The following is a 1,475-nucleotide window of genomic DNA, read 5'->3' on the forward strand; positions in this document are numbered from 1 at the left end:
CGGTGGGCTCGGAGATGGGTATAAGCGCCAGGCCCACAGGAGACTCCGGCATGCCCCATTCCGCCCTACCCGCTCGCCGCACCAAGATCGTCGCCACCCTCGGCCCGGCCAGCGACAGGCCCGGCGTGCTCGAACGGATGATCGCCGCCGGCGTCGATGTGGTACGCCTCAACTTCTCGCACGGCGCGGCCGACGACCATCGCCGCCGGCTCGCCGAGGTCCGCGAGATCGCCACCCGGCTCGGCCGCAGCGTGGCCGCCCTGGGCGACCTCCAGGGCCCCAAGATCCGCATCGCCCGCTTCCGCGACGGCGCCGTGGAACTCGAGGCAGGCCAGGCCTTCGTGCTCGACGTCGCCCTGGACGGCGAAGCCGGCGACGCCAGCCGGGTCGGCTGCGACTACAAGGCTCTGGCCGACGACGTCGCCCCTGGCGATCGCCTGCTGCTCGACGACGGCCGCCTGGTGCTCGATGTTAACCGCGTGGCCGGCAGCGAGATCCACACCACCGTGGTACAGGGCGGCCGGCTCTCCAACAACAAGGGCATCAACAAGCAGGGCGGCGGGCTCTCCGCCCCGGCCCTGACCGACAAGGACAAGGCCGATCTGGCGACCGCCATCGACATCGGGGTCGACTACCTGGCGGTGTCCTTCCCGCGCAGCGCCGCCGACATGCACGAGGCGCGCGAGCTGCTCGGCGAGGCCGGCGCCGAGATCGGCCTGGTGGCCAAGCTCGAGCGCGCCGAGGCGGTGGCCAGTGATGCCACCCTGGACGGCATCATCGAGGCCAGCCAGGCGGTGATGGTGGCGCGCGGCGACCTCGGCGTGGAGATCGGCGACGAGGCGCTGATCGGCACCCAGAAGCGCATCATCAAGCATGCGCGCAGCCACAACCGCGCAGTGATCACCGCCACCCAGATGATGGAATCGATGATCGAGTCGCCGCTGCCGACCCGCGCCGAGGTGTTCGACGTGGCCAACGCCGTGCTCGATGCCACCGATGCGGTGATGCTCTCCGCCGAGACCGCCGCCGGCGACTTTCCGGTGGAGACCATCGAGGCCATGGCGCGGGTCTGCCTGGGCGCCGAGCGCGAGCGCATTGCCCAGGAATCCGGGCACCGCATCCACGAAGGCTTCTCGCGGATCGACGAGACGATCGCCCTGTCGGCGATGTACGCCGCCAACCACCTCACCGGGGTCGCGGCCATCGCCTGCATGACGGCCACCGGCTACACGCCGCTGATCGCCTCGCGGATCCGCTCGGGGCTGCCGATCGTCGGGCTGGCCCACAACCCCGTCGCCCAGCGGCGCATGGCGTTGTATCGTGGCGTCATCTCCCTGCCCTTCGACACCAGCGAGATGACCGCCGGCGAGCTCAACGACCGGGCGCTGGAACGGCTGGTGGCGCAGGGCATTGCCGAGCCGGGCGATCACGTGATCCTGACCCGCGGGGACCACATGAACGCCCACGGCGGCACC

1 protein-coding gene is annotated in these 1,475 nt (G+C 71.0%); it reads left to right on the plus strand.

Annotated features, from left to right (window positions below):
• Positions 1 to 50: 50 nt before the first annotated feature.
• On the plus strand, positions 51 to 1,475 hold a 1,425-nt coding region (gene pyk / locus A9O65_RS16760), incomplete at its 3' end, for a pyruvate kinase (protein ID WP_064702769.1).

This window comes from Halomonas caseinilytica (genome assembly GCF_001662305.1).
GTDB lineage: Bacteria > Pseudomonadota > Gammaproteobacteria > Pseudomonadales > Halomonadaceae > Halomonas > Halomonas caseinilytica.